This is a genomic window from Yoonia sediminilitoris, from assembly GCF_003058085.1.
GTDB lineage: Bacteria > Pseudomonadota > Alphaproteobacteria > Rhodobacterales > Rhodobacteraceae > Yoonia > Yoonia sediminilitoris.
In genome coordinates, this window is sequence record NZ_QBUD01000001.1 from 602,078 (window position 1) to 626,470 (window position 24,393).

Annotated in this window: 22 protein-coding genes; 13 read left to right on the top strand and 9 right to left on the bottom strand. The window is 57.9% G+C overall.

Annotation, left to right across the window (positions count from 1 at the left end):
• Nucleotides 1–199 precede the first annotated feature (199 nt).
• Both C8N45_RS03020 and C8N45_RS03025 read left to right on the top strand, forming a co-directional pair.
• Nucleotides 200–736: a TRAP transporter small permease gene (locus tag C8N45_RS03020; RefSeq protein ID WP_108384707.1), complete on the top strand. Its 537-nt coding sequence runs from the start codon at nucleotides 200–202 to the stop codon at nucleotides 734–736.
• Nucleotides 736–2,046 (top strand): TRAP transporter large permease, encoded by a 1,311-nt coding sequence (locus tag C8N45_RS03025; RefSeq protein WP_108385131.1) that lies wholly within the window; start codon nucleotides 736–738, stop codon nucleotides 2,044–2,046. Before C8N45_RS03020 ends, C8N45_RS03025 begins: the two co-directional genes overlap by 1 nt.
• 76 nt (nucleotides 2,047–2,122) lie before the next feature.
• On the opposite strand, the gene C8N45_RS03030 is transcribed toward C8N45_RS03025, so the two are convergent.
• Nucleotides 2,123–2,776 (bottom strand): nucleoside/nucleotide kinase family protein, encoded by a 654-nt coding sequence (locus tag C8N45_RS03030; protein ID WP_108384708.1) that lies wholly within the window; start codon nucleotides 2,774–2,776, stop codon nucleotides 2,123–2,125.
• A gap of 194 nt (nucleotides 2,777–2,970) precedes the next feature.
• On the opposite strand from C8N45_RS03030, the gene C8N45_RS03035 reads away from it, so the two are divergent.
• Nucleotides 2,971–3,864, top strand: a complete 894-nt coding sequence (locus C8N45_RS03035; protein WP_245882528.1) for a YihY/virulence factor BrkB family protein — start codon at nucleotides 2,971–2,973, stop codon at nucleotides 3,862–3,864.
• Between the two features lie 8 nt (nucleotides 3,865–3,872).
• On the opposite strand, the gene C8N45_RS03040 is transcribed toward C8N45_RS03035, so the two are convergent.
• Nucleotides 3,873–4,631, bottom strand: a complete 759-nt coding sequence (locus C8N45_RS03040; RefSeq protein ID WP_108384709.1) for an SDR family NAD(P)-dependent oxidoreductase — start codon at nucleotides 4,629–4,631, stop codon at nucleotides 3,873–3,875.
• 92 nt (nucleotides 4,632–4,723) lie between these two features.
• On the opposite strand from C8N45_RS03040, the gene C8N45_RS03045 reads away from it, so the two are divergent.
• The 4 genes from C8N45_RS03045 (at nucleotide 4,724) to C8N45_RS03060 (ending at nucleotide 9,493) form a co-directional block, all read left to right on the top strand.
• Complete coding sequence (locus C8N45_RS03045) at nucleotides 4,724–5,173, top strand: methyltransferase family protein (protein ID WP_108384710.1); 450 nt, start codon at nucleotides 4,724–4,726, stop codon at nucleotides 5,171–5,173.
• Nucleotides 5,174–5,277: 104 nt separating this feature from the next.
• A complete protein-coding gene (locus C8N45_RS03050; RefSeq protein ID WP_108384711.1) occupies nucleotides 5,278–6,852 on the top strand; it encodes a Re/Si-specific NAD(P)(+) transhydrogenase subunit alpha in 1,575 nt (524 codons plus the stop codon).
• Nucleotides 6,853–6,864: 12 nt separating this feature from the next.
• Entirely contained in the window at nucleotides 6,865–8,298 is a 1,434-nt protein-coding gene (locus C8N45_RS03055) for an NAD(P)(+) transhydrogenase (Re/Si-specific) subunit beta (protein WP_108384712.1), read from the top strand.
• A 136-nt stretch (nucleotides 8,299–8,434) separates the two neighbouring features.
• A complete protein-coding gene (locus tag C8N45_RS03060) occupies nucleotides 8,435–9,493 on the top strand; it encodes a phospholipase D-like domain-containing protein (protein WP_108384713.1) in 1,059 nt (352 codons plus the stop codon).
• A gap of 61 nt (nucleotides 9,494–9,554) precedes the next feature.
• On the opposite strand, the gene C8N45_RS03065 is transcribed toward C8N45_RS03060, so the two are convergent.
• On the bottom strand, nucleotides 9,555–10,097 hold the full coding sequence (locus C8N45_RS03065) for a pseudouridine synthase (protein ID WP_108384714.1): 543 nt from the start codon (nucleotides 10,095–10,097) through the stop codon (nucleotides 9,555–9,557).
• A 245-nt stretch (nucleotides 10,098–10,342) separates the two neighbouring features.
• On the opposite strand from C8N45_RS03065, the gene C8N45_RS03070 reads away from it, so the two are divergent.
• Both C8N45_RS03070 and C8N45_RS03075 read left to right on the top strand, forming a co-directional pair.
• Nucleotides 10,343–11,512: a type III PLP-dependent enzyme gene (locus C8N45_RS03070; protein WP_108384715.1), complete on the top strand. Its 1,170-nt coding sequence runs from the start codon at nucleotides 10,343–10,345 to the stop codon at nucleotides 11,510–11,512.
• Nucleotides 11,513–11,640: 128 nt separating this feature from the next.
• Nucleotides 11,641–12,921: a DUF3422 family protein gene (locus C8N45_RS03075; protein ID WP_108384716.1), complete on the top strand. Its 1,281-nt coding sequence runs from the start codon at nucleotides 11,641–11,643 to the stop codon at nucleotides 12,919–12,921.
• A gap of 18 nt (nucleotides 12,922–12,939) precedes the next feature.
• Here the strand turns inward: C8N45_RS03075 and C8N45_RS03080 are convergent, their stop codons facing one another.
• The 5 genes from C8N45_RS03080 to C8N45_RS03100 form a co-directional block, all read right to left on the bottom strand.
• Nucleotides 12,940–13,893 carry an ABC transporter permease gene (locus C8N45_RS03080; protein ID WP_108384717.1) on the bottom strand — a complete coding sequence of 318 codons (954 nt, stop codon included), beginning with the start codon at nucleotides 13,891–13,893 and terminating at the stop codon, nucleotides 12,940–12,942.
• A complete protein-coding gene (locus C8N45_RS03085) occupies nucleotides 13,886–14,893 on the bottom strand; it encodes an ABC transporter permease (protein ID WP_108384718.1) in 1,008 nt (335 codons plus the stop codon). The genes C8N45_RS03080 and C8N45_RS03085 overlap by 8 nt, the downstream gene beginning before the upstream one ends.
• A gap of 103 nt (nucleotides 14,894–14,996) precedes the next feature.
• A complete protein-coding gene (locus tag C8N45_RS03090) occupies nucleotides 14,997–16,715 on the bottom strand; it encodes a peptide ABC transporter substrate-binding protein (RefSeq protein ID WP_108384719.1) in 1,719 nt (572 codons plus the stop codon).
• Nucleotides 16,716–16,761: 46 nt separating this feature from the next.
• Complete coding sequence (locus tag C8N45_RS03095) at nucleotides 16,762–17,757, bottom strand: ABC transporter ATP-binding protein (protein WP_108384720.1); 996 nt, start codon at nucleotides 17,755–17,757, stop codon at nucleotides 16,762–16,764.
• Nucleotides 17,750–18,754, bottom strand: a complete 1,005-nt coding sequence (locus tag C8N45_RS03100) for an ABC transporter ATP-binding protein (RefSeq protein WP_108384721.1) — start codon at nucleotides 18,752–18,754, stop codon at nucleotides 17,750–17,752. Before C8N45_RS03100 ends, C8N45_RS03095 begins: the two co-directional genes overlap by 8 nt.
• Before the next feature lie 170 nt (nucleotides 18,755–18,924).
• Between C8N45_RS03100 and argE the strand changes: the two genes are divergently transcribed.
• The 4 genes from argE (at nucleotide 18,925) to C8N45_RS03120 (ending at nucleotide 23,256) form a co-directional block, all read left to right on the top strand.
• Nucleotides 18,925–20,085 carry an acetylornithine deacetylase gene (gene argE, locus C8N45_RS03105; RefSeq protein WP_375342457.1) on the top strand — a complete coding sequence of 387 codons (1,161 nt, stop codon included), beginning with the start codon at nucleotides 18,925–18,927 and terminating at the stop codon, nucleotides 20,083–20,085.
• The gene (locus tag C8N45_RS03110; RefSeq protein ID WP_108384723.1) at nucleotides 20,085–21,422 is read left to right on the top strand and encodes an NAD(P)/FAD-dependent oxidoreductase; all 1,338 of its coding nucleotides are present in this window, start codon (nucleotides 20,085–20,087) and stop codon (nucleotides 21,420–21,422) included. Before argE ends, C8N45_RS03110 begins: the two co-directional genes overlap by 1 nt.
• A gap of 77 nt (nucleotides 21,423–21,499) precedes the next feature.
• Entirely contained in the window at nucleotides 21,500–22,663 is a 1,164-nt protein-coding gene (locus C8N45_RS03115) for a M20 aminoacylase family protein (RefSeq protein WP_108384724.1), read from the top strand.
• Nucleotides 22,663–23,256: an SAM-dependent methyltransferase gene (locus C8N45_RS03120; protein ID WP_108384725.1), complete on the top strand. Its 594-nt coding sequence runs from the start codon at nucleotides 22,663–22,665 to the stop codon at nucleotides 23,254–23,256. Before C8N45_RS03115 ends, C8N45_RS03120 begins: the two co-directional genes overlap by 1 nt.
• Nucleotides 23,257–23,354: 98 nt before the next feature.
• Here C8N45_RS03120 and moaA read toward each other — a convergent pair whose 3' ends face one another.
• Nucleotides 23,355–24,359 carry a GTP 3',8-cyclase MoaA gene (gene moaA, locus C8N45_RS03125; RefSeq protein WP_108384726.1) on the bottom strand — a complete coding sequence of 335 codons (1,005 nt, stop codon included), beginning with the start codon at nucleotides 24,357–24,359 and terminating at the stop codon, nucleotides 23,355–23,357.
• Nucleotides 24,360–24,393: the final 34 nt, after the last annotated feature.

The window sequence follows — 24,393 nt, forward strand, 5'->3', positions numbered from 1 at the left end:
GTGGCCGGATTCACCCGACCTCGTTATGCTACGCAAGGCCTTTGGGCAACGCAACATTGAGTGAGCAGAGCCGACACGTCGCTGTCGGCGACAAATATCCCTTCTTGTCCATAGGTTCATCACTGATTGCCAAGCATCCCCGTGCCTACTAAACCCGCGACCAAAGCGCGCGCGGACCAGAAACCGTCAGGAGTTTGATGTGCTGCATAAGGTGATCGACAGGCTGGCACGCGTCATGGCTGCGCTTGGAGGGCTGGTGTTGTGTGCCTTGGTCCTGATCGTTTGCATCAGCATTGCGGGCCGCGAAATCAACAGTGTTGCGCACAGTGGGGCACTCGGTGGGTTCGGCGCTTGGCTGCTGAGCGTGGGGCTTGGTCCCATCAACGGGGATTTCGAACTGGTCGAGGCAGGCATCGCCTTTGCCATTTTTGCCTTTCTGCCGTTGACCCAACTGACAGGGTCACATGCGACCGTCGATATCTTTACAAACCGGTTGGGCCCAAGTGTCTTGCATGTGCTGGAAAGCTTTTGGGCCGTGGTCATGGCTGTGGTCATGATCCTGATCACATGGCGCCTGTTTGCGGGAATGCACGACAAGATGCGTTATGGCGAGACGACCTATCTGATCCAGTTTCCGATCTGGTGGGCCTATGCAGCCAGTTTTTGTGCCGCCGTCACAGCCTGCATCGTCAGCATCTATTGCGCGGTGATGCGGATCGCGGGGAAAAGCCCATGATCAGTGATCTGGCCCTTGGTTATCTGTCGTTTCCGGTCCTGCTTTTGCTGATCTTTCTGCGCGCGCCAATTGGTCTGGCGATGCTGATTTGCGGGATTGGTGGGATCTGGTTGGCGACCGACACGACCGTTGTCTTCATGGCCAAGCTGAAGTCAGAGGTTTACACGACCTTTTCCAGCTACAACCTGTCGATCATCCCGATTTTTCTGCTGATGGGGCAGTTTGCAACCCTGTCGGGCATGTCACGCGCCCTCTTCAAAGCTGCCGAGGCATGGCTGGGCCACCGCAAAGGCGGCATGGCGATGGCCGCCGTGGGTGCCTGTGCCGGATTTGGGGCGATCTGCGGGTCATCACTTGCCACCGCCGCCACCATGAGCAAGGTCGCCCTGCCGGAACTGCGCAAATACGGCTATTCGGGGGGTTTTTCGACCGCCACTCTGGCGGCAGGCGGGACATTGGGCATCCTGATCCCGCCCTCGGTGATCCTTGTGATCTATGCGATCCTGACCGAACAGAACATTGCCAAGCTTTTTGCCGCAGCCTTTATCCCCGGCGTTCTGGCGGCTCTTGGCTATATGGTGACGATTGCGATTTATGTGCGGCTTTATCCCGACCAGGCGGGTACCAAAGCACGCATCGGCTTTGGCGACCGTTTCAGGGCGCTGCTGGCGGTCTGGCCCGTGCTGTTGGTTTTCGCGCTGGTTGTAGGTGGTATCTACAATGGTTGGTTTACCCCCACCGAAGGGGCCGCCGTCGGGGCGCTTGGCACCGGATTGATCGCTCTGTTTGCGCGGTCACTGAATTGGAGCGTGTTTCGCGACAGCATCTATCAGACCGCCACGGGCACCGGTCTGATCTTTTTCATCGTGCTGGGGGCGGGGTTCTACAACGGGTTTCTGGCCCTGACCCAAGTGCCACAGGAACTATCTGGCTGGGTCACAACGCAAGGGTTCAGCCCGTGGATGGTGATGGCCATGATCCTGCTGTTCTATCTGATCCTTGGTTGCCTGATGGACAGCTTGTCGATGATCCTGTTGACGATCCCGATTTTCTGGCCGGTGATCCAGACGCTTGATTTCGGGATGACCACCGAAGAGGTGGCGATCTGGTTTGGCATCCTTGTGCTGATCGTGGTCGAAGTCGGCCTGATCACGCCGCCAGTGGGCATGAACCTGTTCATTATCAATAGCATGGACAAGGAAACGCCGATGACAGCGACCTACAAGGCGGTTCTGTTCTTTGTCGGGTCCGACATCATTCGGGTGTTTATCCTGCTGCTGTTCCCGGCAATCGCGCTGCTATTTGTATAAGGCGAAATACCCATGGCATATGACCGATGCACTGCGTGTCCCGAAAAGCTTGGGGGCAGGCTTTTCGCGAAACACTTCAGACAGACAGGCTGGGCCGGGGATGCGGTTGGCCGTCAAAAGTAAACTGGCATTCCAACGCCTTGTCAGTCACACGCTGTGCGTTTGGAATATCGTTGCTTTCGGCACGGCGGGTCGCCACGGTTCTGGAATAATTCAGGCTTAGCCATCTTTGGATCAGGCGCGCGCGCAATTCGGGCATGGGCACGTCAAGGCGCGCGGTCACGTCCCACAGATCGGCCAATGCGGTCCATGGCGCTTCGTCAAACATCAGATAGTTGCCCTCGACCACGACGAATTCCGCATCCGAAGGCACGGCAACCGCACCACCGATTGAAATGTCGCGGGTCCGGTCAAAAACCGGGGCAAACACTTCATCCCCGGTCTTTAACGCTTCGACAAGCCGCACAAAACCGGGTGCATCAAAGGTTTCAGGCGCGCCTTTGCGCTGTTGCAGGCTGCGTTCTTCCAAGATGCGATTATCAAGGTGAAAGCCGTCCATCGGAACCACAACAGCTTTGCGCTTGCGCAGATTAAGCAGCCGCACCAATTCGGCCGCAAAGGTGGATTTACCACTTGCGGGTGCTCCGGTGATAGCGACGAGTGTGCGAGCGGATGTGCGCGATTGCAACGATTCCGCCAATGTGTTGACGTGATCTACGAACGAATTCAAAGTTTTGCCTGCCTAGTTTGGGGCTTTTACCCCTCTTTGATAATCAATCTATCGCGATTGTCATGCCGTCGCGACAATTTTTTTGTCAACAGCCGCATTTGTGCGAAGGTCTGTGGCATTTTGCGAAGAAAAGTGGCTTTGGCCGGGGTGTGCGCCTAAGTTATCTTCAACACGCAATCATGAAGGCAAGACCGTTGATCGCAAATTTATTGACCCTCTGGCGCACATTGCTCGCCGTTTGGAAGACCGCTAGCGACAAGCACATCGGTCTGATTGCCGCTGGTGTCGCATTCTTTGGAATGTTCGGCATCTTTCCCGGCATTGCCGCAGTGATCGCGATATTCGGCCTTGTTGCCGACCCCGTTGTTATCGCAGAGCAGATGACACTGATGGAAGGGATCATACCGCCAAGCGCGTACGATCTTTTGTCAGGCCAAATCAACGGATTGGTTAACGCCCCAAGCCAAGCCTTGGGCTGGGCCTCGGTTGTCTCGATCACGCTGGCCTTGTGGTCATGCCGGGCGGGTGTTGCGGCATTGGTGGGGGGACTGAATGCAATCGCAGGACAACGCCAACGCAACGGGCTTGTGCAGTTGTTCGTCGCATTCCTTTTGACGATTGCGCTTGTTACGCTGGCCGTGGTTGCTGTTCTGGTGGTGATTGTCTTGCCGATTGTGCTGGCCATCGTGGCAAACTTCACCTCAGCTGATTGGCTGGTCCAAGGGTCAACCGCGTGGCTGCTGGAAGGGGCGCGGTGGCTGATTGCGCTTGGGGTGCTCATGCTGGCGCTAAGTCTGCTTTACCGCTTTGGACCGGCCCGCATCGGGGGCCGGGGGCGCTGGCTGACCATCGGCGCATTCGTGGTCGTCATTCTGTGGGTCGCGGCGTCCGCTGGCCTGTCTTATTATCTGACAAACTTTGGCAATTACAACGAAGTTTACGGGTCGATCGGTGCCGTGATCGGCCTTCTATTGTGGCTTTATATCAGCGCCTATTTGATCTTGCTGGGTGCGGCCCTGAATGTTGAGGTACACGGCCAGAATGTGCCGCCCGATCTGGGCGACACATCTTTTCTGGACGAAGGCTAGATTCTGCCTCAGACTTGGCCGCCGCTGATTTCGACGGTCTGGCCGTTGAAGTTGCGCGCCCCGTCCGAACAGACATACATGGCCGCTGCCGTGATTTCATCCACATCAAGCAGCGTCTTGCTGCGGTTGCCTTTGGCGATGACGGCGCGCGCGCCCGCCTCATCCACGTCGAACCGTTGCATGAGCCCGGGAATTTGGCTGGCAACGATTTCTGTGTCCACATAACCGGGGCAGAGCGCATTGAAGGTAATCGGGCGCGGGCGGTATTCCTCTGACAAACCATGGATCAGTCCGATGACCCCGTGCTTGCTGACAGTGTAGGGGATTGCATTGCGCAACCCTTTGACACCGGCGATGGAGCTGACGACGATCATACGGCCCCAGTCTTCCTTTTCTAACGTGGCAAGGGCCGCCTGAAGGGTCACAAACACGCCATCAAGATTGGTGGCCATCATCCGCCGCCAGTCCGCCATGGTGCAATCTGCAAATTTCACTGATTCTGCGATGCCTGCATTGGCCACACAAATCTGGATTTTTCCGCGTTCGGCGGCGGCCGCGCTGATCCCGTCGCGCACAGATGCCTCGTCAGAGACATCCATGACAAGCGGGTGCAAGCGTGGATCAAGGGCAGCCGTTTGTTCCAGTGTCGACCCTGTACGCCCTGTGATCGTGACCTGTGCTCCTGCCTGTGCGAGGGCCAGGGCGATGCCCTTGCCAATCCCTTGCCCGCCGCCGGTGACAAGCGCGTGTTTGCCTGCGTGTTCCATATGTCGTCCTCCTGTTGGGGTCATGCTACCGGCATCGCGCCGACGTACAAGTGGGGGTGACAACCCGGCGCTGTGGCGTCAGATTGCCGGATATGAAATGGATTGACCTTCCGCCAGTCTGGCTGGCGCTTGCACTTGTTATGACGTGGTGGATTGCCCAATTGCAGCCAATGTGGCTTGCGTTTGGGCATCCGGCCCTTGATCTGGCGGGGGGGCTGCTTGTGGGCGGTGGTCTGGTGCTGATGCTGCTGGCATTTGTCGAAATGCGCAAGCAGCGCACAACCGTGATCCCTCATATGGAGGCCGATCATCTGGTCACAACGGGGATTTTCCGGCGCTCGCGCAACCCGATCTATCTGGGCGACGTGCTGGTATTGGCGGGGCTGGCGCTGCGTTGGGATGCGACTGTCGCACTGGTTTTGGTGCCGCTTTTCATCGGCACAATCACCCAGCGCTTCATTATCCCCGAAGAAAACCGGCTGCGCCGCAAATTCCGGGCGGACTTCGCCCGATATTGCCAAAAAACCCGCCGCTGGTTGTGACTGTTAGCGCCCAACATATGAATACATGACTGCCATTGGCTTGTGAAATTTTCTTGCGCGCTATAATTGAGCGTTAAGAACATGCAAGAAATGGGGGACAGTCCGTGAAAATCGGTACACCGAACGAGATATTCGCTGGCGAAGATCGGGTGGCAATGACACCCGCGTCGGCCAAAGATTTACAAAAACTGGGCTACTCTTGCCTGATCGAAGCAGGAGCAGGGCTCTCTGCAGGTTTCACAGACGCCGCCTACGAGGAGGCAGGTGTCGAGGTTGTGCCAAGCGCTGCGGATGTCTGGAAAACGGCTGATGTGGTCGCGAAAGTGCGCCCGCCCGAAGAGTCCGAGATCAAGCAGATGCGTGAAGGGCAGACGCTGATTTCGTTCTTCTATCCCGCACAGAACAAGGAATTGATGGAAGCGGCCAACAGCCAGGGATCAACTGTCATTGCGATGGACATGGTCCCCCGGATCAGCCGCGCACAGAAAATGGATGCGCTGTCATCCATGGCCAACATTGCAGGCTATCGTGCGGTTATTGAAGCAGGTAACAACTTTGGCCGCTTCTTTACGGGCCAAGTGACCGCCGCTGGTAAAGTTCCGCCTGCCAAGGTGTTGGTTGTCGGGGCAGGGGTTGCCGGTCTGGCGGCCATCGGGACCGCCACATCGCTGGGCGCGATCACCTATGCGTTTGATGTGCGCCCCGAAGTCGCCGAACAGGTCGAATCGATGGGTGCCGAGTTTGTGTTCCTCGATTTCGAAGAAGAACAGCAGGACGGCTCAGCCACAGGTGGCTACGCCGCCGTATCCAGCCCTGAATTTGCCGCAGCTCAGCTGGCCAAATTCCGCGAGATCGCGCCTGACATCGACATCGTAATTACAACGGCCCTGATCCCCGGACGCGACGCGCCCGAGCTTTGGACCAAGGATATGGTCGAGAGCATGAAGCCCGGATCGGTCATCGTTGACCTTGCGGCCGAGCGTGGCGGGAACTGCAAGTTGACCGTCAAGGACGAGAAAATCGTCACGGACAACGGTGTGACAATCATCGGCTACACCGATTTCCCAAGCCGGATGGCGCAGCAGTCATCGACGCTTTATGCAACCAACATCCGCCATATGATGACAGACCTGACGCCCGAAAAAGACGGCACGCCGGTCCACAACATGGAAGATGACGTCATTCGCGGGGCGACGGCGACACATAAAGGCGAGATTACCTTCCCGCCACCGCCGCCCAAGGTCGCAGCCATTGCAGCGGCCCCCAAGAAAGAGCCGATCAAGGAACTGACTGCTGAAGAAAAGCGCGCGCAGGAAGTGGCCGCATTCAAGCAACAGACCCGCAATCAGGTCACGTTGCTGACAATCGGTGGCGCGTTGCTGCTATTGGTGGGCCTTGTGGCACCGGCCAGCTTTATGCAGCACTTTATCGTCTTCGTGCTGGCTGTGTTTGTTGGTTTCCAGGTGATCTGGGGCGTGGCCCATTCGTTGCATACCCCGCTTATGGCGGTCACGAACGCGATTTCGTCGATCATTATTCTGGGGGCGTTGACCCAAATCGGGTCTGGATCGTTTCTGGTCATCATACTGGCGGCAATGGCAGTCTTTATGACTGGCATCAATATTTTCGGTGGCTTCCTCGTGACACGGCGCATGCTCGCCATGTTCCAGAAGTCTTAAGGAGTAGAGAACATGGAATTTGGTTTTACAACAGCGGCTTATGTGGTCGCAGCTGTTCTCTTTATCCTCAGCCTTGGCGGACTTTCAGGGCAGGAAAGCGCGAAACGGGCGGTCTGGTACGGCATTGCCGGGATGGCGCTGGCCGTCGCGGCAACCCTGATCGGCCCCGGTGCCGGTCTTTGGCTGCTGTCGATCGTGCTGGTCTGTCTTGGCGGCGTGATCGGCTATCAGCTGGCGACCCGCGTGCAAATGACGCAAATGCCTGAATTGGTTGCTGCCATGCACTCGCTGGTCGGTCTGGCCGCTGTGTTTGTTGGCGTGATCGCGCATATCGAATTGGGGCGCGTTCTGGCGATGGACGATTCGGGCCGCAAAGCGCTTGAAGGTTTCGCGGCATTGCTGGCCAAGAAAGACGGGGTCGAGATTTCGATCCTGCGGGTCGAACTGTTCCTTGGCGTGTTCATCGGTGCGGTGACGTTTACCGGGTCGGTCATTGCCTACGGCAAACTGGCGGGCAAGGTTGATACATCCGCTAAGAAACTGCCCGGTGGCCACATGCTGAACGCTAGTGCGGCCATTGGTTCGCTCTTGTGCCTGATCTGGTACTTCAACACCGGCGGCATTTTGCCACTGCTGTTGATGACCATTCTGGCGCTCTTTATCGGGTATCACCTGATCATGGGGATCGGCGGGGCGGATATGCCCGTCGTTGTGTCTATGCTGAACAGCTATTCCGGCTGGGCTGCGGCGGCGATTGGTTTCAGCCTTGGCAATGATCTGCTGATCGTTGTGGGCGCTCTTGTCGGCTCGTCCGGTGCGATCTTGTCCTACATCATGTGTAAGGCGATGAACCGGTCGTTCATCAGCGTCATTCTGGGCGGCTTTGGTGGCCCTGCGGGCGAACAGATGGCCGTTGAAGGCGAACAAGTCGCAATTGACGCCGATGGCGTTGCGACGGCCCTGAACGAAGCCGACAGCGTGATCATCATCCCCGGTTACGGGATGGCCGTGGCGCAAGCGCAGCAGGCCGTGTCTGAACTGGTGCGCAAACTGCGCGCCAAGGGCAAGAACGTGCGGTTCGCGATCCACCCGGTTGCAGGCCGTTTGCCCGGCCACATGAACGTGCTGCTCGCCGAAGCCAAGGTGCCTTATGACATCGTGCTGGAGATGGACGAGATCAACGATGATTTCCCGGATACGGACGTCGCCATTGTGATCGGGTCAAATGACATCGTGAACCCTGCCGCACAGGATGATCCGAACTCGCCGATCGCGGGTATGCCGGTGCTGGAGTGCTGGAAAGCCAAGCAGGTGTTCGTGTCGAAACGCGGGCAGGGCACGGGCTATTCAGGTATTGAGAATCCGCTGTTCTTTAAAGAGAACACGCGCATGTTCTATGGCGATGCGAAGGCATCACTGGATGCGCTGTTGCCCAAAATTGACTAGAGCGGGGATGGATTAAAATCCATCTTACGACCTTGGACGGCCTCGCCTTGATGGTGGGGCCGTTTTTCGTTTGGCTTGATCTGATCTGTTTTCGCTGTCAGCCTGTTCCCATTATTTTGATGTATTGGAGACTTTTATGCCTGTCACTGTTGGCGCAATTATCCTGCATATGGGTCCCGATACCGTTGGTGGACCCGACAGCCTTGAAGCGCCGATCATCGACTTCATTGGTGCGGCACAGTCTGAGTTGCTGGTGTCGGTGCAGGAGTTGGATCACCGGCCCATTGCCGAGGCCCTGATTACGGCTCGCAGACGCGGTGTCCGCGTCCAGATGATCCTTGAACAGGACTATTTGCGCGAACAGGGCCTGCCCCCTTCTGACGGGCTGGGCGTTCACGAGATCAATCGTGAATTGTTGACCCGAGTGCTGCGCGTGGGTGTGGATGCCAAGGCGGATTACAACCCCAGCATCTTTCACCAGAAATTCATTGTGCGGGATCGGGCGGCCCTGATGACCGGATCAACCAATTTCACCACAACCGGGGTCACAAAGAACCTCAACCATATTGCGGTCATTGAAGACATCGAAGTGGCGCGCGAGTATGCCCGCGAATTCCGGCAGATGCGCAAGGGGATCTTTGGTAAACGCAGCCTTGAAGTGCCGCGCAAACCGCTTGAAGGGCATTTTGTCAGCGGCGTGCGGACCAAGCCGTTGTTTGCCCCCGATCACGCCCCAGAAATGGAATTCATCAAGCAGATGATCAAGGCAAAGTCCCGGATTGATTTCGCCGTTTTCACCTTTGCGCAATCCTCCGGTATTGACGATGCGCTGGTGAATGCGCACGAAAAGGGACTGAGGCTGAATGGTGTGCTGGATCGCAGGCAAGCCAACCAGAAATGGGCGGCAAAACATACGCTGACCGCCGCCGGTGTGACCCTGCACCGGAACCGGACAGGAACCGGCGTGCGCAAAATCCATCACAAGCTGATGGTCATTGATGACGCGCTCACGATCATCGGCAGCTTCAACTACACGGGGCCTGCCAATCTGGTGAACGATGAAAATATCATTGTGCTGGGTGATCTTGACCTGCCACCCGGACAGGTGCGCGATGATCAGGCCAAGCTTGCGGCCTATGCGCGCGCAGAGATCGACAGGATCATCACAACCCAGTCAGAGCCGATCCCGACCTGAGGCGCGACCGACGCCAGACCGTAAGATGGATTTCAATCCATCATCCGTGCAGGATAACCAGCTAAAGCCGCACCATGCTGCCAGAGGCGATGCCGTCCAGCGACCATGACCCGACCCGCCAACGCACCAGCCGCAGCGTTGGAAAACCGATATGGGCCGTCATGCGGCGGACCTGTCGGTTGCGTCCTTCGCTGATGGTAATCTCCAGCCAACTGTCGGGCACCGATTTACGGAAACGCACTGGTGGATCACGGTCCCACAGATCAGGCGGGGCGATCAATGCCACCTTGGCGGGGCGCGTTGGCCCATCCTTGAGGGTCACGCCGTCGCGCAGCGGCTGCAAATCGCTGTCGGTGGGGGCGCCTTCCACCTGTACCAGATAGGTTTTGGTCAGCTTGTGCCTTGGGTCTGCGATCTTGGCCTGGAGCTTGCCATCATCAGTCAGCACAAGCAGCCCTTCGCTGTCGCGGTCCAGCCGCCCCGCAGGATAGACCCCGGGCACATCAATAAAGGCGGACAAGGTCGGGCGCGGGCTGGGGCTGCGCGCATCGGTAAATTGCGACAGAACGCCGTATGGTTTGTTGAAAAGCACGATGTTGGCCATTGCTCACAATTGCCTCAGAAATCCCTGTAGGTCCATGCTGTTATAAAAATTCAATTGAGGGCATTTTACCCCTTGATCCGAATCCCGACTTGCCTCACATGGCGTTCCATAGACGCCAACGCACGCGCCTCTGGCCGGTGAAGTCAACGCACACGTGTTTACGTAGCGACGGTAACGTCTCTTTTGGAACTGAGCGGTCTGCGGCGGTGAAAATCCGTTATGGCCGGGTCTACAGGAGATGACCCATGACTTTACACTTCGCGCAAGACGCGTCTTCCTTTGCCGTCGCCCCTTCTCGTCTTGATGCCTATGTCGCATCACGTAGCTTTGACCAGCCAACACTAGTGATGGACCTTGATCGTGTCAGCGCGCAATACCGGGCGCTCAAGGCAGGTTTGGGCCGCGCAGACATCCACTATGCAGTAAAGGCCAATCCTGCGCGTCAGATCATCGCGCGTCTTGTTGATCTGGGCTCGCATTTCGATGCCGCGTCAAAGGCTGAAATCGCGCAGTGCCTTGCGGAAGGGGCCTCGCCTGCGGACGTTTCATTTGGCAACACCATCAAGCGGGCGTCAGACATTGCATGGGCCTGGGACCAGGGGATCACGCTGTTTGCCGCCGATGCAGAGGAAGAGCTTGAAAAGATCGCAGCCAATGCGCCGGGTGCCTCGGTGTACATTCGCCTGATCGTTGAAGTATCCCACGCAGACTGGCCACTGACCCGCAAATTCGGCTGTGACAAGGACATGGCGCTGCGTCTGCTGGACTATGCCAAGGCGTTGGGGCTGCGCCCTGTGGGCATGTCCTTCCATGTTGGTTCACAGACCCGTCAGGCGGCGATGTGGGCACCCACGCTGGATGCGATGGCGCACATCTGGCAGGCTGCATTGGACGCAGGTCACATGTTGGACCTGCTGAACATCGGTGGCGGTTTCCCTGCATTCTACGGCGAGGAAATCGACGCGCCTACAGCCTATGCCGCACAGGTCATGCAGATGGTCGAGGCCCGTTTCCCAAACGTCGCCAACATCATGGCCGAGCCGGGCCGCGGTATGGTTGCCGAGGCTGGCGTGATCGTTGCCGAAGTGATGCTGACATCGCGCAAGTCCGACCGTGACATGCACCGTTGGGTCTTTCTCGATATCGGGCGCTTTTCGGGGCTGGCCGAAACCGAGGGCGAAGCGATCCGCTATCAGTTTGAAACCGCCCGCGATGCGGACCCGATGGGGCCTTGTATCCTTGCCGGGCCAAGCTGTGACAGCGCCGATGTGCTTTATGAAAAGCGCCCTGTGTCACTGCCTCTTAGCCTGAAGGCGGGCGACCGGGTGCTGATCCGTAACACTGGTGCCTATACATCGACCTATTCTTCGGTTTGCTTTAACGGCTTTCCTCCGCTGGATGTCGTTGTAATCTAAGGTCAAAGGCGGCGCGCGGTATACAATCGTGCGCCGCTAAGGGTTTATTAATTAAACGATTTTTTGTTTACAGCGCAGGAAACCTCGCTAGGTTGCAGTTTGTAACCTGACGAAAAGGCGCCTGCCGCATGTCCCCGATTACTGACCATCCCCTGCGCTATGCATTGGCAAATGAATTGCACGCGCGCCCGTTTCCAGCGGTCGCAGCGCCCAGCAGGGCGGCCTATCTGGCGTTGAAACCTGCCAAGAATGCCGCAGGTCGTGACCGTGACGCCGATTGGGCGCATCTGATCGCCTTGCTTGATCGGTTCGGTGCAAAGCACCCCGCACCGGGGGCCACGCATTATTTTGGCACAATCGGCAGACACAAACTGAAGTGGGAAAGCCATACTGAATTTGTGACCTATACGATCTTTGGCGAAGGGGTAGCGGACCGCCCGTTCGATGCCGCTACATTCGGCGTTTTCCCCGAGGATTGGCTTGAAACTGCGCCTGGCGTCCGCGTGACGTCCGCTCTGATCCGCATTGAGGTCAGGGAAGGCGACGAGGGCATCGACGAAGACGTGCGCGACTGGCTGGTGCCTGAAAGCGTTGCCATCAGCCGCGTGATTGAAGATGACCTTGTGATCGCCGGTGATTTCCGGATTGATACATCCGGTCACATGCGCTTTGCCGTCTTTGCCCGCCCGCACGTCGGAGCGCGCAGGGTGGGTCGGGTGATTCAACGCCTGTGCGAGATTGAAACCTACAAAGCGATGTCCATGCTGGGCCTGTCCCGCGCCCGTCAGTTGGGGCCCGCGATGGGGCAGGTGGACAAGAAGCTGCGCAAGCTACTGGGTGATATGTGCCAGCCCGGCGTGGATGCGGCCTTGGTGTTGCAGGAACTGCTCGAAGTGTCGGCAGAATTGGAAAACACGATCTCGCAGACAGACTTTCGATTTGGGGCGACAGGGGCATACGGCACGCTCGTCAATCAGCGGATTGCGGTACTGCGTGAAGAGCGGTTCAACGGACGCCAGACGTTTGCAGAATTCATGATGCGCCGGTTTGATCCGGCCATGCGCACCGTGAAATCAACCGAAACCAGATTGCATGAAATGTCCGCCCGCGCGCTGCGCGCAGGTGATCTGTTGCGCACACGGGTGGATGTGGAACGCTCTGCCCAGAATCAGGATTTGTTGACCAGCATGGACAAACGCGCCGATCTGCAACTGCGCCTGCAAAAGACTGTCGAGGGTCTGTCAGTCGTTGCGATCAGTTATTACGCTGTCAATCTGGTCCTCTATATCCTTGGCCCGCTTGAGAAAACCTATGGTATCTCCAAATCGGTTATGGCCGCCGGGGCCACGCCTGTTGTGCTGGTTGCGGTCTGGCTGCTGGTGCAGCGGATCAGAAAACATATGGAGTAGGGTTCCCCCCCCCCCCCGCTAATGTCCTCTGATCCGGGGATCGAGTGCGTCACGCAACCCGTCGCCGATATAGTTCACGGCCAGAACCGTCAGTGAAATTGCAAGCCCCGGCCAGATCACCCGTTCTGGGAATGATGTCATACGGTCCACGCTGTCAAACAGGATTTTGCCCCATGTGGGGAAATCGGACGGGAACCCCAGCCCAAGGAAGGATAGCGCACTTTCGGTGATGATCGCCGTGGCCAGCCCCAATGTGGCGGACACCATGATAGGAGACAGCACATTGGGCAGCAGATGACGGGTAATCATGCGTCGCGCCGGGGTCCCGATGGACCGGGCGGCCAGCACAAACTCGCGCTCTTTCAGGGCCATGACATCACCACGCACGATGCGTGCCGTCTGCATCCATGACGTGATGCCGATACCCGCAACAATCAGCAGGAATATCCCTGTCTCGGGCCCGAAGGCCGCACGCAGCGGGTCACGAAACAACAGCATCATTACCAGCAGCAGCGGCAGTAGCGGCAGTGCCAGCACCAGATCGGTAAAGCGCATCAGCAGACCGTCCAGCCGCTTGAAGTAGCCAGCCAGCACGCCGATGGTTGTCCCCAGTACGACGGCCAGAACCATCGCGGTCCAACCCACCGCCAGCGAAATGCGACCGCCCTGCATGATATTGGCCATGATATCTCGGCCCAGATTGTCGGTGCCCATCGGGTTGGCCCAACTGACCTTTGCTGAACTGTCAAAGAGCCCCATGTAGATGGGGCGCACGTCCTTGTTGCGAATGTCCAGTCTGCCGGGGTCCACATCCCACAGAAACGGACCGACAGCGGCAAACAGGGTAATGAAAATCAGGAAAGACAGGCCCGCGACAGCCCCCTTGTGGGTCTTGAACTGGTCCCACACATCGCGCCACTGGCTGCGTGGCTTTTCAACGACTTCCATTTCGACATTGGTCAGATCAGTCATAGCGGATCCTCGGATCTAGAATGCCGTAAAGTACGTCGGCAATCAGGTTCATCATGACGATCAGGACCGCCAGCAGGAATGTAATGGTCATGACCATCGGGATGTCACTGCCCTGCAGGGCGGTAATCAGCAACTGGCCCAACCCGTTTACCTTGAAGATCTGTTCGGTGATGATGGCGCCACCAAAGATTGCGGGAATACCAAGGGCGATGACGGTGATGACCGGCAACATCGAGTTGCGCAACACATGCTTCATCACCACAACGCTCTCGGACATGCCTTTGGCGCGGGCGGTACGCACATAGTCCTGCCCCAGATTATCCAGCATCGAGGCGCGCATGTACCGGCTGACCTGCGCGGTCGTTTGCAGGGCCAGCACCATGACCGGCATCACCATCTGGCGCAGTTGAAAGACAAAGCTGTCCCAGCCCGTGACCACATGGGTTGTATCATAGATGGAGGGCAGCCATTTCAACTGCACCGAAAAGACCACGATCAGCAGCACGCCCGAAAAGAACGGCGGGACCGAAAAGCCGATCATCGACACAAATGTGCCAGCCTGATCAAAGACCGAATATTGCTTGTAGGCGCTGATGATCCCGATCGGCAGGGCAATCAGAACGCCGACGACATAGGACATGCCAACAACCCAAAGCGTTTGGGGCATCCGCTCTGCGATCGTGTCAAAGACAGGGCTGCGCGACTGGAACGAGATGATGCGTTGTGCACCGTTGGCGAAGTTGGTGCCAAAGGTCTGGTCAAACCAATACTGCGGCTCGACGATGAAGAACTGGTTCAGCCAAAGCGGGAAGCGCACGTACCATGGACGGCCAAGGCCCAGGGCCTCGCGCATCTTTTCCTTGACCTCGGGGGGGATTGTCAGGGGCATGCTGGCCATCGGATCACCGGGGGCCAGTTCCAGCAACATGAAGATCACAAAAGCAATGAACAAAAGCGTCGGGATCGACAACAGCAATCTGCGAAGTGTGTAGGTCAGCATTGCAACGCCTCAGGTCAGGACTTTGACAGAAATGTTGCGCGGGGCAGGGGCATCCGGCCCCGCGCAGATGTGGTCGTAAGATGGGTCTTGACCCATCACCCCTTTAGCCGGGGATACGGTACCAGTCAGCGATGTTCCAAAGCTCACTGTCCCAAACGTTCAGGGCCACGCCGCCCAGTGACACTGCATGGGCAGAGTTCCGGCCACGGTGTGTCAGCGGCAGAATGATATATTCCTGCATCAGGATGTCATTCATCGCCTTGGCAAGCCGGGCGCGTTCGTTGATATCGCCGGTGACAGCCATCTCAGCGCGCAGCGCGTCATACTCTTCCGAACAGAAGCGCGGCATGTTGTTGCCCTGCCACTGGTTGGATGGCTGCGGTGCCTGATCACAGGTCCAGCCGGCCATGTAGGCCTCAGGGTCAGTGCCGTCGAAGTTGTTTGTGAACATTTCCACATCCGCAAAGAACTTCTGGAACGTATCGGGCGAGCCGGGATCAGAGCCAAAGAAGACTGACGCATCGATATTGCGCAACTCGGTTTCAACACCAATTTCTTCCCACCACTGCTTGATCAGGGCCTGATAGTCCTGACGCACGGCGTTGGTCGATGTCTGATACAGCACGGACAGCTTGATACCATCCTTGTCGCGGAATCCGTCACCATCGGTGTCGGTCCAGCCTGCGGCCTCCAAAACACCCTTTGCACCTTCGATGTCCTGCACAAGGCAGCTGTCGTTGGCGTCAGAAGCGAAGATCGCCGGTGCTGGCAGCACGTTGCAGGTCAGGCGGCCGAACTCGCCATAGCCGATTTCGGTCAGCAGGGCACGGTCGATGGCCATCGACATGGCCTGACGCACGGATTTGTCTGTCAGGAACGGATGCGGGTTGCCGATCACGCCGCGCTGGTCGCCCAGTGCCGGGTCAACGTTGGTCTGGTTCAGCAGGATACGCTCGACCGATGTACCAAAGGCTGCAACGTTCTGACCCAATCCCGCTTCGGCCATACCGGCCAGAACATCGGGGGCAAGTTGCAGGTTCCAGGCGTAGTCATACTCGCCGGTTTCATGCACCGCACGACCAGCCGCTGCTGCATCACCGCCACCTTTGAAGGTCACAGATGCAAAGGCAGGCTTGCCAGCTTCGCGGTAGTTTTCATTGGCAACCGCCGTGAATACGTCGTTGGTGCGGAAATCCGTCACAACAAATGGGCCAGTGCCGATCGGACCGAAGTTTTCATCAGTGCATTCAGGTGCCTTTGGGCCCATGCAATCGGCGAACTGCGCCTTTTGAATGATCGGGGCTTGCGCACCGACGAATGGGCCATATGGAAACGGCTTGGCGACGCTGAAATTGACAACGGCCGTCAGTTCGTCAGGCGTGTCAACGCTGACAACATCCAGATATTTTTCACCCTGCGCACAACCACCGCCTTCAGCGGTACAATATTCCCATGAGAATTTCACATCCTCGGATGTCAAAGGCGTCCCGTCCGACCAAACCAGACCGGGCTTGAGCTTCCATGTGATGGTCTTGAGGTCCTCTGACACGCCGCCGTTGGCAACAGTCGGCACTTCTTCTGCCAACCATGCAACAAGGTTGCCGTCGGTGTCATAGCGGGCCAGCGGCTCGATGATCAGACTGGCAGCTTCCAGTTCCTTTGTGCCACCGGACAGATAGGGGTTCAGGATCGACGGCGCCTGCCAATAGATAATCTTGACTTCGCCGTCGCGACCGCGCTCGCCCTCATGGGCGTCTGCCAATGCCATCGGGGCAAGTGCAAGCGATGCGGCAGCCCCCAGCAATGCTGTTTTGAGTTTCATTTTCTTTCTCTCCTTGTTGGATGCTCTATTGCCTCGGGACCTGCGGTTAGCCCGCAGTGTCGTTGTATAGGTGACAGGCCGTGTACCGGCCTGGCTGTACCTCGCGGTAGTCGGGCTCCACTTTGGTGCAGATATCCATGACCGACGGGCAGCGGGTGCAGAAATTACAGCCGTTTGGCGGATTGGACGGGGAGGGCACGTCGCCCTGAAGGATGATCCGCTCCTTGGCGGTGGCAAGGCTGGGGTCCGGCTCTGGTACGGCCGACAAAAGCGCCTTGGTATAGGGGTGCAGCGGATCGCGATAAAGCGCCTCACGCGGGGCAAGCTCGACCACTTTGCCCAGATACATCACCGCCACGCGAGTGGCGATATGGCGGACCATCGACAGATCGTGGCTGATGAACAGATAGGTCAGGCCAAATTTTTCCTGCAGGTCTTCCAGCAGGTTCACCACCTGCGCTTGAATAGATACGTCAAGCGCTGCAATCGGTTCGTCGCAAACAATGAACTTGGGGTTCAGGGCCAGCGCGCGGGCAATGCCGATCCGTTGCCGCTGGCCGCCGGAAAAGGCATGTGGATAGCGCTTGGCAAACTTGCGGTTCAGGCCGACCGCATCCATCAACTCACCGACTTTTTCGCGCTTTTCGGCCTCGGTCAGGGCAGTATGTTCGTCCAGCGGCTCTTTGATGATCGCCTCGACCGTCATGCGCGGGTTGAGCGACGCTTGCGGGTCCTGAAACACCATTTGCATCGTGGGGCGCATGGTGCGCAGGTCGGATTGCGGGGTTGCGCCAATTTCGCGATCATCAATGCTGATCGACCCTGACGTGATGTCATAGAGGCGCAGCACCGCGCGGCCACAGGTGGACTTGCCGCAGCCGGATTCGCCCACAAGACCCAGCGTCTCACCCTCGACAATGTCAAAGCTGACACCATCAACGGCTTTCACCTCGCCTACGCGGCGGCGAAAAAAACCCGCGTAAATCGGGAAATGCATTTTCAGGTCTTTGACACTGACCAGTGGTTTTGGGCCATCAAACATCGCGTGGCACTCCGGTGCGCGCATCAAAGAAACAGGCGGCGTCATGGCCGTGGCCCACATCATAGCGCGGCGGGTTTTCTTGGGCACATCTTTCAAAGGCCACGTCACAACGGTCACGGAAGGCGCAGGCATTTGGCGGCGCCATCATGATCGGCGGCTGACCTTCGATGATCGTCAACCGGGCCGCACGTTCGCCCGAAATGGTCGGGATAGTCTTGAGCAGGGCGCGGGTATAGGGATGTTGCGGATTTTGGAACAACTCCTCCACCGGCGCATGTTCAACCACTTGGCCGGCGTACATCACCATAACCCGATCAGCGATACCTGCGATGACACCCAAATCATGGGTGATCCAGATCACGGCCATGCCCAGTTTGCTGCGCAGCTCTTTCATCAATTCAAGGATTTGCGCCTGAATCGTAACATCCAGTGCGGTTGTGGGTTCATCGGCAATCAGGACCTGCGGATCACAGGCCAGCGCAATGGCAATCATGACACGCTGGCGCATGCCGCCTGAAAACTGGTGCGGGTAGTCCAGCAACCGGCGCGCCGCATCGGGGATGCCCACAAGCTCCAGCAATTCCTGCGCGCGCACGGCGGCCTCGCGCTTGTTCAGCCCCATATGCTTGCGCAGGGGCTCCATGATCTGGTTGCCAACGGTGAACACCGGGTTGAGAGAGGTCATCGGGTCTTGAAAGATGAACCCGATCTTTGCACCACGGACTGAACGGAGTTCGTCGGGATTGACTTTCAGCAGATCGCGCCCGTCGAAAGTAACCTGGCCACCGCGCACGTTGGCGGGTGGCGACGGCAACAGTCCCAGCAAGGACATCATTGTCACGGATTTTCCAGACCCGCTTTCGCCAACGACCCCCAACAATTCACCGGGTCGCAGTTCAAAGCTGACATCATTGACGGCGTGGACTTCACCACCCCGCGTTTTAAACACAGTCTTCAGGTCCCGTACGTCAAGAACAGGCAAAGCCCCATCGGGCATATGCGACCCTCCCACTGGATCAATCGTCGTTTTTGTATCAGCCGCTATATCTGCGTCTGTTTCGGAAACGGTAGCATCAAATCCGCAAGCCGCAAGTCAATTCCCGTTTGCGCTTTGCAAAGTAAGAGGTGACAGTAATGGCATCGGGAGCAAATGGTAGGAAAACAAATATGCGGATGGACGCGCGCGCACTCATGGACCGGTTGGTGGCCTTCCCCACGGTGAGCAGTGAAAGCAATCTGGAGTTGATTGATTTCGTTGAGGAATATCTTGATGCGCATGGAGTTGCGGCGAATCGCGTTTATAATAGTGATGGTAACAAGGCATCGCTCTATGCCCATGTGGGCCCTCAGGTTGAAGGCGGGGTTGTCTTGTCCGGTCATACGGATGTCGTCCCTGTGGCCGGTCAGGCGTGGGATACCGACCCATTTGTCGTGACCCGGAAAGGCAAAAAGCTTTACGGTCGCGGCACATGCGACATGAAGGGCTTTGACGCGCTTGCCCTGTCTGCGGTGCCTCTGGCGCTGGAGCGCGGAATCAAGCGACCGCTGCAAATCGCACTCAGTTATGACGAGGAGATCGGCTGCGTCGGCGCACCCCCGATGATCGACCATATGGTCAGCATGGGGATGCCACGTGCGGACACGGTCATTGTGGGTGAACCGTCAATGATGAAGCTGGTCAACGGGCATAAGGGCGGCATCGGATATCGCATACATTTCAAAGGCTTCGAGGTGCATTCTTCACTTCTTCCCGAGGGTGTCAGCGCCATCATGGAGGCCGCCAAACTGATTATGTGGGCAAACGAACAGAATGCGATCAATGCTGCGGCGACCCCCGGTCCGGTGGCCGCAGACTTCTATCCGCCCTACACCACCTTGCACGTGGGCAAGATCAGCGGCGGCACAGCGCAGAACATTACAGCAAAAGACTGCCACCTCGCATTTGAGTTTCGGATTGTGCCGGGCGAAGACATAAATGCATGGCAGCAAAAATTTATGGCAAGAGTGCATGAAATAGAGGCGGAAATGAAAGCGATCCACCCTGACGCCGGAATCGTCGCGGAGCAATATTTCGCAGTACCGGGCCTCAAGCCAGAGGAAAACGGGACGGCCGAAGCACTGGTGCGCCGTCTGACCGGCGATAATTCAACCAATGTCGTCAGCTACGGCACAGAGGCCGGACAGTTTCAGGAACGCGGCTATTCCGCGATCATCTGCGGGCCCGGTGACATCGCACAGGCCCACCAGCCGAATGAATTTATCACTGTGGATCAGTTCCAACAGGGCGAAGCCTTTATCGACAGGCTGGTCACATCGCTGGCCGACTGATGTTTCCCATTCATGCGGCGCAACCGGCGCAGTTTACTGCGGCCTTGCCAACCATAGCCGATGTTGTGGTTATCGGGGGCGGGGTCGTCGGGGTCATGACCGTCTGGGAACTTGCCCGCGCGGGGATCAATGCGGTGCTTTTGGAAAAGGGCCGTATCGCAGGTGAACAATCATCGCGCAATTGGGGGTGGGTGCGCGCGCAGGGGCGCGATTTTGCAGAATTGCCCATTATGCTGGAAGCGCAGACCATGTGGCCAAAGCTCGAGGCAGAGGCGGGCAGCGTTGGTTTGCAACAGACCGGCACGCTTTATCTTGCCGACAGCGCGGCCGATCTGGACAAATATCAGGGATGGCTCGATCAGGCCGCCGCATTTCAGGTCAGCAGCCATATTCTGACGTCTGGACAGGTGGCGCAAATGATGCCGGACGCGGCGCGCCGTTGGGCAGGGGCGCTTTACACGCCAACCGACATGCGCGCAGAGCCTTGGCAGGCCGTGCCCGCATTTGCCCGCGCCGCCGTGCGTGCCGGTGCGACCATCATCGAAGATTGCGCTGTGCGCACGCTTGATCGGGGGGCGGGGCGTGTCACCGGGGTGATGACAGAACAGGGGTTGATCAAGACAGACAGCGTTGTGCTGTCCGGTGGTGCATGGTCGTCGCTGTTCTTGCGGCGGCATGGGATCAGCTTACCGCAGCTTTCCGTCAGGGCCACCGTCGCCCGGACTGATGCTCTGCCCAACCTCTATGATGGCGGTGCCGTTGACAGCCGACTTGCCTGGCGCAGACGGGCAGATGGCGGCTATACGCTTGCGCAAGGCGACTTTCACGAGCTGTTCATCGGACCTGATGCATTTCGGGCGCTGCGCCCGTTTGCCCCGCAACTCATCCAGGATTTCGGGGGCACCCGTTTCCTGCCTGCTGCCCCCAAGGGATATCCTGATGCGTGGTCAACACCGCGCCAGTGGGATGCAGACAGGATCAGCCCTTTTGAACGCATGCGCGTTTTGAACCCCACGCCAAATGCGAGGAAAGTCGCCAAACTGGCCCGCGATTTCAGCGCGACTTTTCCGGGCGTTGGGCCAACCCCCATCAAAATGGCGTGGGCGGGCATGATTGATGTGTTGCCCGACGTGGTGCCGGTTGTGGACCGTTGCGATGCGTTGCCGGGCCTAACGATTGCCACCGGGCTGAGCGGTCACGGGTTCGGGATTGGTCCTGCCATCGGGCGGATTGCGGCGCGGCTGGCGTCGGGGCGGGACAGTGGGCACGATCTGTCGCGGTTTCGGCTGTCGCGTTTTTCCGATGGCAGCAGGCTGGTGCCGGGTCCAAGCCTATAGCAACCCCTAGCCTCTGGCACTTTGCGAGCAGAGGGTTATGTTGATAGCAACCACATGACAGCAACCAAGGAAACAAAATGCCCGTCAAGAACCGATTTGCCGAACTCCTGCCTGAAATCACTGAATGGCGACGTGATCTGCATGAGCATCCTGAAATCCTGTTCGAAACGCACCGCACCTCTGCTGTTGTGGCCGAAAAGCTCAAGGCCTTTGGTTGCGACGAGATCGTAACAGGGATCGGCCGCACCGGCGTTGTCGGCGTGATCAAAGGCAAGACCGACACATCCGGCAAGGTCGTCGGACTGCGCGCTGATATGGATGCGCTGCCGATCCATGAGGCGACCGGGCTGGAGTATGCGTCCAAGACCGACGGTGCGATGCATGCCTGCGGGCACGACGGGCACACGGCCATGCTGTTGGGGGCTGCGAAATACCTGTCTGAAACCCGCAATTTCGATGGAACGGTCGTGGTCATCTTTCAACCCGCCGAAGAGGGCGGCGGCGGGGGTCGCGAGATGTGCGAAGATGGCATGATGAAGCGGTTCGGCATTCAGGAAGTGTACGGCATGCACAATTGGCCAGGCCTCCCTGTGGGCAGCTTTGCCATTCGTCCCGGCGCATTTTTTGCCGCAACCGATCAGTTTGACATCACAATCGAAGGCAAAGGTGGTCATGCGGCCAAGCCACAGGAAACGGTTGATTCCACGCTTGTTGCGGCACATGTCGTCACCGCCCTGCAATCTATCGCCAGCCGCAATGCGGACCCCGTTGATCAGGTCGTCGTTTCCGTGACCTCGATCGAATCTTCGTCCAAGGCGTTCAATGTGATTGCGCAGCGGGTCGAACTCAAGGGGACCGTGCGGACCATGTCCACGGAAATGCGCGATCTGGCCGAAACCCGTATGAAGGCAATCTGCGAAGGCACCGCTTCGGCCTTTGGTGCCAAGGCAGAGGTGACCTACTATCGTGGCTATCCCTGCATGGTGAACCATGAAGAACAGACCGAGTTTGCCGCAGAGGTCGCAGGATCGGTGGCTGGCGCTTGCGAAGATGCGCCGTTGGTCATGGGTGGCGAAGATTTCGCGTATATGCTCGAAGAACGCCCCGGTGCCTATATTCTGGTTGGTAACGGCGACACGGCGTCGGTCCACCACCCTGAATATAACTTCAACGATGATGCGATCCCCGCCGGATGCAGCTGGTGGGCGGAAATCGTTGAAAAGCGGATGCCTGTCCATTGATGTGGGAAGAACGCTACCGCGGCAAAGATGGCTACCTGTTCGGAACCGCGCCTGCTGCGGTTCTGGCTGAAAACCCTTGGCTGGCGATCCCCGGTGCAACCGCGCTTTGTGTGGCAGACGGCGAAGGGCGCAACAGCGTTCATCTGGCGCAGCAAGGGATGTCTGTCACCAGTTTTGATACATCAACCACAGCGGTCGGGCGGGCAAATGCGCTAGCCACGACCGCTGGTGTCAGCGTTGAAACCCACGTTTCAGACTGGGATAGTTGGGACTGGTCGCGACAATTCGATATGGTTGTCGCGATCTTCATCCAGTTTGCAGACCCGGCGTTTCGGCTGCGACAATTCGCCAACATAAGCACGGCGCTACGTCCCGGTGGGCGCCTTTTGCTGCATGGCTATCGGCCCGAACAAATCGGGCGTGGTACCGGTGGTCCGCCATACGCCGAAAATATGTATACCGAAGCGGAATTGCGTGAAAGTTTTCCCAACTGGACGGTCGAGCGTTGTGCCATATATGAGCGCGACCAACAGTCCGGCACAGCCCATGTGGGCCAGGCCGCCTTGATTGATTTCGTCGCGCGCAAGCCGTGAAATAGGTCAGCTTCGGGCAGTCAGCGCCAACGATCATGCGACAAAGAGCAAGGGCAGGGCGAAACTTCAGCTCTGATCCTAGAGAGTGCGTTGACCTGCTAGCCGCCAGTGTGGCTCATGTGGCGGCTGACTTGCCCGTCGATCTGCTGGCGTGAATAGTCGAAATCATGGCCCTTGGGCTTTAGCGCGATCGCGGCGTGGATCGCCTGTTCAAGATCAGCGTCGGCCTCGGACGCGCGCAATGGGCCGCGCAGGTCGGAATGGCCTTCCTGCCCCAGACAAGTGTAGATTTCACCGGTGCATGTGATCCGGACGCGGTTGCAGCTTTCGCAGAAATTGTGGGTCAGTGGCGTGATAAAGCCGATCTTCTGGCCCGTCTCTTCAAGGCGGACATAGCGCGCAGGGCCGCCGGTGTTGTCGGGCAGATCCGTCAGGGCAAATCGTTCGGCCAAACGACCACGCAAATCATCCAGCGCCCAATACTGGCCAAGCCGGTCTTCGTTGCCCAGATCGCCCATGGGCATGACTTCGATGAAGGTGAGATCGATATCACGGGCGGCACACCAGTCGGTCAGGGTGAAAAGCTCATCTTCGTTGAAGCCTTTCAACGCGACGGTGTTGATCTTGATCCGCAAGCCCGCTTTCTGCGCCGCATCAATGCCATTGAGCACTTGGTTGAGTCGCCCCCAACGGGTAATCTTTGCGAATTTTTCATCGTCCAACGTGTCCAGCGACACGTTGACCCGTCTGATACCGGCGGCATAAAGGTCATCGGCGAACCGGGCAAGCTGGCTGCCATTGGTTGTCAGCGTCAGTTCGCGCAGTGCCCCGCTGTCCAGATGCCGCGACATGCTCCGGAAAAAGGTCATTATATCGCGCCGAACCAACGGTTCGCCGCCGGTGATGCGCAGTTTCTTGACCCCTAGCCGGATAAAGGCAGAACAAAGCCTGTCTAATTCCTCAAGCGTCAGAAGCTCTTTTTTGGGCAGGAAAGTCATATTTTCCGACATGCAATAGACACAGCGAAAATCGCAGCGGTCCGTTACGGACACACGCAGATATTCAATGGCGCGGGCAAAGGGATCAATCAAGGGTACATTCATGCGGTTAATCTATGGCCGGGCGGGTGCGGGCGCA

Bases quoted from the DNA above. Each gene is read 5' to 3' on its own strand.
- C8N45_RS03040 (WP_108384709.1), bottom strand. From the start codon at position 4,631: ATGGAACACGCAGGCAAACACGCGCTTGTCACCGGCGGCGGGCAAGGG.
- C8N45_RS03045 (WP_108384710.1), top strand. From the start codon at position 4,724: ATGAAATGGATTGACCTTCCGCCAGTCTGGCTGGCGCTTGCACTTGTT.
- C8N45_RS03055 (WP_108384712.1), top strand. From the start codon at position 6,865: ATGGAATTTGGTTTTACAACAGCGGCTTATGTGGTCGCAGCTGTTCTC.
- C8N45_RS03060 (WP_108384713.1), top strand. From the start codon at position 8,435: ATGCCTGTCACTGTTGGCGCAATTATCCTGCATATGGGTCCCGATACC.
- C8N45_RS03065 (WP_108384714.1), bottom strand. From the start codon at position 10,097: ATGGCCAACATCGTGCTTTTCAACAAACCATACGGCGTTCTGTCGCAA.
- C8N45_RS03070 (WP_108384715.1), top strand. From the start codon at position 10,343: ATGACTTTACACTTCGCGCAAGACGCGTCTTCCTTTGCCGTCGCCCCT.
- C8N45_RS03075 (WP_108384716.1), top strand. From the start codon at position 11,641: ATGTCCCCGATTACTGACCATCCCCTGCGCTATGCATTGGCAAATGAA.
- C8N45_RS03080 (WP_108384717.1), bottom strand. From the start codon at position 13,893: ATGACTGATCTGACCAATGTCGAAATGGAAGTCGTTGAAAAGCCACGC.
- C8N45_RS03085 (WP_108384718.1), bottom strand. From the start codon at position 14,893: ATGCTGACCTACACACTTCGCAGATTGCTGTTGTCGATCCCGACGCTT.
- C8N45_RS03090 (WP_108384719.1), bottom strand. From the start codon at position 16,715: ATGAAACTCAAAACAGCATTGCTGGGGGCTGCCGCATCGCTTGCACTT.
- C8N45_RS03095 (WP_108384720.1), bottom strand. From the start codon at position 17,757: ATGTTTGATGGCCCAAAACCACTGGTCAGTGTCAAAGACCTGAAAATG.
- C8N45_RS03100 (WP_108384721.1), bottom strand. From the start codon at position 18,754: ATGCCCGATGGGGCTTTGCCTGTTCTTGACGTACGGGACCTGAAGACT.
- argE (WP_375342457.1), top strand. From the start codon at position 18,925: ATGCGGATGGACGCGCGCGCACTCATGGACCGGTTGGTGGCCTTCCCC.
- C8N45_RS03110 (WP_108384723.1), top strand. From the start codon at position 20,085: ATGTTTCCCATTCATGCGGCGCAACCGGCGCAGTTTACTGCGGCCTTG.
- C8N45_RS03115 (WP_108384724.1), top strand. From the start codon at position 21,500: ATGCCCGTCAAGAACCGATTTGCCGAACTCCTGCCTGAAATCACTGAA.
- C8N45_RS03120 (WP_108384725.1), top strand. From the start codon at position 22,663: ATGTGGGAAGAACGCTACCGCGGCAAAGATGGCTACCTGTTCGGAACC.
- moaA (WP_108384726.1), bottom strand. From the start codon at position 24,359: ATGAATGTACCCTTGATTGATCCCTTTGCCCGCGCCATTGAATATCTG.